Below are 6,676 nucleotides of genomic sequence, written 5' to 3'. Positions count from 1 at the left end.
CACAAAAACTGCATGAACAAAAACCGCCTAAAAACCCACAAAGTCAACAGCCTAGGCTCTGCCTCTTGTCAAGCTACTGGAGGCGGAGCCTACCAGAATGGGTTCCCAGCCTCTAGGCTGGGAACCAGTCAGAGTAAGGGCTGTATCTTTTCTTAGTGCCATTCGCCCTTAACCCAAGCGTATTGACCTATCAGGCATAAGAGATTTTGGCGAAGCTGCCCCAATACCTTTCGGTTAAGGAGTTTCTTGGTTGAGGCAGACAGGGGTACAGAAGCAAAAGAGAAGCAGGAGGAGAAATTGCTGAACAATAACCCTCTTGCTTCCCCTGCTTATCCGAACCGTATTGGAAGCAGCCCCAGCCGCCCAAAGCGCCATATCTGTTTAATTTTTCATCACCGCGTCCAATAGCACATTGGCATCAAAGCGGACTACATCAGTGCAAGGTAGCCCCGTTTCTGCTATTGTTTGAGCGATGCTTTCCTGAGCCGCAGACTCATCTAGATGGGCTGTGTTAAGTGCTATACCCACTACAGGAACGTTTCCAAAAGCGCCACCAGCACTAGCGACAGTTTCATAAAGCCGGATTACTTCTGGTAAAGGTGGAATTGGTACATGGGGATTATTGCGGTTATGAGTTTGTCCCGCCCGATGTACTAAGACCAGTTGAGTTGGTTGCGAACCACGGATCAATGGTAGAGTTGCCGTTGAACCGGGATGTAGCAGCGAACCTTGTCCTTCAATGTGCAGGATGTCGTAGTTTTTGCCATAGCGCATGACTATTTGTTCCACAGCACCAGCGGCAAAGTCTACCCGCACGGCATCTAAAGCCACACCGTCCCCTTCTAACATCACCCCAGTTTGGCCTGTGGCGAGGAATTTAGAACGCCAGCCCCGCAGTTTTGATGCCCAATGTAACTCTAGGCTTGTTGACATTTTACCGATCGCCATGTCGGTTCCCACTGTCAAAATCCGCCGACAGGGAAGGGTGCGTGCCATTCCACTAGCAACACTTATATTAGATGGCTCTTTGCGTATATCCCAAATTAGTTGCCCTGGTTTGAGCAGTGCATTTAACTCTGGTATGTTCGCCATTGGTGTATGTAAACCATTTACCAGCGTCATTCCAGCTTCTAGGGCGTCTTTGATTTCTATCCAGTAATCATCTGGTACAGCACCACCTCCTGGAGCAATGCCAATTACCAAAACTTCCGGCTTGTACTCCAGAGATGCAGCTACAGATGCCACAATCGGCACATCACGCTTGATACCTGTTAACTCTGGTAAGGATTTGCCAGCACACTCGCGATCAATTACGGCTACGATTGGGGCTTCACTATAACGTAAAATAGATAACCCCGTTTTGCCCTGAGTTCCAGTAGTTCCTTCATGTAGCAAGATAGCTACTCGTTGATTAAGTGGTAGTCGCACTATGTTGTACCCCTAAACCTGGTAAATCGTTTGGCAAAACCCTCCCTTCTTTTAGCAATGCACCCATAAAGGGATCATCGATTAAGTTGAGGTGACTGTCTAAATCTAGATAATCAGCTAGTGGCGCTAGCTGTAATGCTGCTGTATTAGCTAGCGAACTGTCAGAATAGCAACCAAACATGACTTGCAACCCATAGGCTCGCGCTGTATGTACCATTCGCATTGCCTCGGTTAGTCCCCCTGATTTCATCAGTTTGATATTAATACCATCCACGTAGTTTGCCAAATGGGGAATATCGGAGCTTGTAAAACAACTTTCATCGACAAAGATGGGCAGAGGAGAATGTTCTTTGAGTTTTGCTAAACTTGGTTCCTGTCCTCGTGGCAATGGCTGTTCTACATACTTTATACCCAATTCAGCTAGCCAATTGCACATTGCGATCGCATCTTCTAAACTCCAACCTCCGTTGGCGTCAACGAAAAATTCTAGTAATGGTGCTTCTTCTCGCACTGCTAAGAGCATTTTTTTATCTGCATCTATGCCATCTGGACTACCTAGCTTCACCTTAAAAAGGCGGACATCAGTAAATTGTAACCAGTCTCGCGCTCTAGCTCTGGCTCCTTCAGGCGAATTAATCCCAATTGTGACAGAAGTCGGTACTATTTGATTGCGATCGAGTCCCCAAATTTGCCACAAGGGTAATCCTACGCGCTTACCCAGCCAGTCGTGCATTGCTATATCCAAGGCTGCTTTCACGGCAGAAGGAACTTGGTTTTGTGTTAAAACTTGCTCAATTTGCTGCCTTTGTAAGGGATTGAATGCTTGTAACAGTGGCACAATTTGTTCTAAAGCATCTTTGATCGTATCAGTTGATTGCCGATGATTACCCACACCAAAGGGCGATGCTTCCCCCCAGCCTTCGATCTCATCATGTGAAATTCTCACCCAGACATTCGTTGTCTGTGCCGTTGTACCCCGACTAATAGTCAGCGGGAATCTCTTGTTTACTGTAAATAAATTTACATTTATTTGCATACTTATTTTGCATATTATGTTATTGCAAAAGCAAGTGTAAGTTCAAAGTTTAGATTATCGGATGCATCTGTTATACTTTTTTACATTCATTGCTTTATGATTAAAGTTTTTATACACAATTTTATTGATTACTTGGTCTATGAACAACTTAAAAAAGTGGAAAATTTTGAAATCTAAAATGGTTTTAGATAATCTTTGGTGTCAGGTAAGGCAAGATGAAATAGAATTACCCAATGGTAAAATTATAGATGATTATTTTGTCAGTATTAAGCCTGACGTTGCGATGGTTTTACCTATTACTAGTAACAAAGAGATAATTTTTGTCCGGCAATACAGACACGCCGTAGGTGAATTTTTCTTAGAATTGCCAGCAGGGAATTTTGACCCTACAAAAGAAAGTCCAGAAGTAGCAGCAATTCGAGAATTGACAGAAGAGACTGGTTATATTTCCCAAGAATTTAAAAAAATCGGAACTTTATACGATAAGCCAAGTAAAGATACCAATAAAATACATTTATTTTTAGCAGAAAATGTGAGCAAAGTTGGAGAGCAACAATTAGATATTACAGAAGAAATTGAAGTTGTATTAATTCCCGTAGAATCAGTTTTAAATAAAATTATTCAAGGAGAAATTTCTGTTGCAGGTACTATAGCGGCTCTCTTCTTAGGTTTAAAATTTCTTAACTCTCAATAATCAATATAGGTTTTTTGGCTTTAACAATAATGATGCTTGAGACAGGTTTAAACTTTGCGCCATTTGGCATCGATACGCAAAAACACTACACTTGTGACAATAATTCCAGATGAAGCATTAGTAGTTCGGGGAGGGCGTAATCGTCCAGAGGATATTCGACGTGGAATAGGTACTCATCCCAGTGGCATAACAGGAATTTCTGTGGAATGTGCAGTAGGATCGTCATTAGCGGAGTTGGCATCGAGTATTCCTCATGGGCAGATTGGTGTAACAACAGTTGGCGAGGTTCGCCAAGCAGGTGGTGATGTAATCAGAACATCCGGTAGAAGTGCTAATCATGAGACTTCTTGCATAAGTCGGGAAAAGGGCAAGGGGGAAGGGGAAAAAGTTCTGTATTGTCCCCTTCCCCTTTAACCTTTACCCTTTTCCCCCTCTTGCAAAAGTGCTTTTTGCAAGAGGTCTATGCAACATTGAGGGGTTTAAACCCGCAGCAAGTTAGTCAACTCCTTACACCTACTGTTCCTAATCCAGCAAAGCAGTAGTTATAGTTTGGATCACCTAGAATGATTACCCCTAGAGTTTTTGCAGATTTTCATAATGCTGATGCTGAAGGGCGTTTGCGTTTGAACTGTATTGGTACAATCGAAGACTTAGCGAATCAAAGTATTGAGCTACGAGATGGGCAGTTACTCACGATATATAGCGAGGATTTGGAAGTGGATGGAGTGGTGCAGTTCTCTGAAGAGGAGAAGTTGTGGGTTGCTGCCATTGATTGGGATCGAATCAGACAAGTTGAGGATTTTATTGTGCAGGCACAAGTTTAAGTATCCACGCCACCTAATTTTTTAGTTTTTTATCTTGCCCATTGTCGCAAAATATAATCATAAAAAGCTTCTTTATCTACCTTATTCATTGCATATATTTTTCGACCACCAGGAACTACTTTAGTCCGTCCCTGACTAAGACCAGTGGTGATAATTTCTGTTTCCCATTCGCGCAACTGATAAAATTCTGGATGTCCCAAATAGGCTGTTGCTAAGACATCCCAAAAATAATAATCTTGGGGGATAACTAGTGCATAACATTGTCCGGCTAAATCAGAGATGGGATAGTGGCGTTGTCGTCCCATTTTGTATACTAACTCCGATGTGACTGGGACATTATTAGTTAAATCCAAAGGACACATAATAATTTCAATTTGGGTTTGCCATACCCGCGCTGCTGAAATTGCGTCCCAATAAACATTCCATTCGGCGGAACCATCTTGTCCCGCTTCCAGACTTTTTTCCACATTACCGCCAACATTCAACGCACCCCCCATCCACACAATTTTGTGAATCTTGGCTTCAATGTCTGGTGCTTTATCTAAAGCTACTGCAACCGTGGTCAACGGCCCAGTTACCATCAACGTTACGGGGTCTAATGCCTCCCGCAACACCTTGATCATGAAATCTTGACCTGTTTCGGCAACTAATGGCGTAGTGATGGTTTCGCTTTGATTAAGAATGGGGAGATGGTCAACGATAAACGAATCACGCCGATAGAGAGTAGGAAATGGATTGATACCGCGCACAGTACTTTCTGCAACCGGGATATGAGAAAATCCCATCAAATCTATAATTTTACGTGTGGCGCTAACAGCCGGTTGAATGTAGCAATCTGCTGGAGTAACGACGACACCAAGGAGTTCAATATGATCCATCGTCAACAGCAGCATAGTTGCTAAATAATCATCTACACCGCCATCGTGATCCATTAATACGAGTTGTTTTGTCATAAAAGGAGAATTAATATGGATGAGTTTATGGAAGCTGCTATTCAAGAAGCAAAACAAGGCAGACAAGAAGGTGGAATTCCCATTGGTTCGGTTCTCGTCAAGGATGGCAAAATTCTCGGCAGAGGACACAATAAACGTGTCCAAGATGGCGATCCTGTTACCCATGCGGAAATTGATTGTCTCCGCAATGCTGGGAGGATTGGCAGCTACAGAGGTACAACACTTTATTCAACTTTAATGCCGTGTTACCTATGCGCTGGGGCAGTGGTACAATTTGGGATTAAAAAAGTCATCGCTGGAGAATCCAAAACTTTTCCTGGTGCTAAAGAATTTATGGTATCCCACGGCGTGGAAGTAATTGATCTGAATCTTGACGATTGCGAACAAATGATGAGTGAGTTTATTGAAACTAACCCGGAACTTTGGAATGAAGATATCGGTAATTAGACGCGATTAATCGTATAAGAGAGACGCGATTAATCGCGTCTGTACAAGAGTTGCCGGTGCCTTGGTGACTTTTGATAGGAGAATTATGGTAGGAGCGATCGCTATCTAAACAGCAGAATTCTGATTTTTATAGTTGTTTTTTTGGGTTATTGTTCTTTGACTTGATTTTACCCCATGAATTGCCATGTCAATTTTGATTACTTAAAATGGTTGATTTTAGTACAAATCGCTTTAATTTGTAAACGTAGTTACAACCACATAGCTACTTGTCGGCATACATCGCTAATGCTGGGAGAAACCAAGCTAAGGGTAGAATCAGGGCGGAAGGCTATAACAGCTAAGAGGGAAAATTATAGATGCAAAAAAAATATAGTAAGTCGTGGTTGGATAATGATACAGTAGCGGCCTGGATTTTTCTCACACCAGCATTAATTTTACTAGGCGTTTTTATCATTTGGCCGATCGCCTATTTGTTTTACCTCAGTTTCACTGCTGGTAGTTTCACCTTAAAAGGTATTTATTGGATAGGCTTAAAAAACTATACGCGCTTGCTACTCAACCCCGACTTCTGGCAAGTTCTGGGTAACACCTTTTATTTTACTGTTGCTACCATCATTCCCAGCTTAGTTATTTCGTTGGGATTGGCAGTGTTATTAAACCGCTCCATGCCCTTGCGGGGCATCCTGCGAAGTGCCTATTTTTTGCCTTCAATTATCTCACTTGTGGCAGCCGGGTTAGGATTTCGCTGGCTGTTTCAAACATCAGGGCCAGTTAACGGACTTTTAGATTTTTTCGGTATTCCAGACATATCCTGGCTAGGAGACACATTTTGGGCAATGCCAGTACTTATTTTAATGAGTATTTGGAAACAACTCGGTTTCAATATGGTGGTTTTTTTAGCAGGGTTGCAAGCAATTCCCCCCAGTCGTTATGAAGCAGCAGATTTGGATGGGGCAAATGCTTGGCAACAATTTTGGTATATTACTCTGCCTGGATTGCGCCCTACTGTCATATTTGCAATCATCACTACCGCGATTTTTACATTGCGGAGTTTTGAGCAAGTTTATGTGATGACTGGCGGTGGCCCACTGAATTCGACTAATTTGCTAGTTTACTACATTTACCAAGAAGCTTTTGGTCAATTTGATTTTGGTTATGCAGCAGCAGCAGCGACGGTGTTACTTGCAGTGACGCTGGTACTAGTTTATTTGCAACTGCAAACTTGGGGGGAGGAGTAGGGCAGGGGGCAGGGTGGTTTCATACGGAAAAAGAAAAATACATAAGTCTTGATTTC

General features: G+C 42.7%; 8 protein-coding genes. 5 read left to right on the top strand and 3 right to left on the bottom strand.

Going from position 1 to position 6,676, the window contains the following annotated elements; translation table 11 throughout:
• Positions 1-381: 381 nt before the first annotated feature.
• Together VB740_RS16570 and VB740_RS16565 are read right to left on the bottom strand one after the other, a co-directional pair.
• Complete coding sequence (locus VB740_RS16570; protein ID WP_323201063.1) at positions 382-1,428, bottom strand: DUF1611 domain-containing protein; 1,047 nt, start codon at positions 1,426-1,428, stop codon at positions 382-384.
• Positions 1,412-2,464 carry a dipeptide epimerase gene (locus tag VB740_RS16565; protein WP_323201062.1) on the bottom strand — a complete coding sequence of 351 codons (1,053 nt, stop codon included), beginning with the start codon at positions 2,462-2,464 and terminating at the stop codon, positions 1,412-1,414. The genes VB740_RS16570 and VB740_RS16565 overlap by 17 nt, the downstream gene beginning before the upstream one ends.
• Before the next feature lie 139 nt (positions 2,465-2,603).
• Between VB740_RS16565 and VB740_RS16560 the strand changes: the two genes are divergently transcribed.
• From VB740_RS16560 to VB740_RS16550, 3 genes are all read left to right on the top strand, one after another.
• Entirely contained in the window at positions 2,604-3,158 is a 555-nt protein-coding gene (locus VB740_RS16560) for an NUDIX hydrolase (RefSeq protein WP_323201061.1), read from the top strand.
• A 93-nt stretch (positions 3,159-3,251) separates the two neighbouring features.
• Positions 3,252-3,572 carry a flavoredoxin gene (locus tag VB740_RS16555; RefSeq protein WP_323201060.1) on the top strand — a complete coding sequence of 107 codons (321 nt, stop codon included), beginning with the start codon at positions 3,252-3,254 and terminating at the stop codon, positions 3,570-3,572.
• Positions 3,573-3,721: 149 nt separating this feature from the next.
• On the top strand, positions 3,722-3,982 hold the full coding sequence (locus VB740_RS16550; protein WP_323201059.1) for a hypothetical protein: 261 nt from the start codon (positions 3,722-3,724) through the stop codon (positions 3,980-3,982).
• 29 nt (positions 3,983-4,011) lie between these two features.
• Here the strand turns inward: VB740_RS16550 and VB740_RS16545 are convergent, their stop codons facing one another.
• A complete protein-coding gene (locus tag VB740_RS16545) occupies positions 4,012-4,935 on the bottom strand; it encodes a nucleoside hydrolase (protein ID WP_323201058.1) in 924 nt (307 codons plus the stop codon).
• A gap of 15 nt (positions 4,936-4,950) precedes the next feature.
• Between VB740_RS16545 and VB740_RS16540 the strand changes: the two genes are divergently transcribed.
• On the top strand, positions 4,951-5,382 hold the full coding sequence (locus tag VB740_RS16540) for a nucleoside deaminase (RefSeq protein WP_323201057.1): 432 nt from the start codon (positions 4,951-4,953) through the stop codon (positions 5,380-5,382).
• 356 nt (positions 5,383-5,738) lie between these two features.
• Positions 5,739-6,620, top strand: coding sequence for a sugar ABC transporter permease (locus tag VB740_RS16535; protein WP_323201056.1), 882 nt, complete (start codon positions 5,739-5,741; stop codon positions 6,618-6,620).
• Positions 6,621-6,676: the final 56 nt, after the last annotated feature.

Origin of the sequence: Nostoc sp. UHCC 0251 (assembly GCF_034932245.1) — a bacterium.
GTDB lineage: Bacteria > Cyanobacteriota > Cyanobacteriia > Cyanobacteriales > Nostocaceae > Nostoc.
This window is presented reverse-complemented; position numbering and strand designations above follow the sequence as displayed.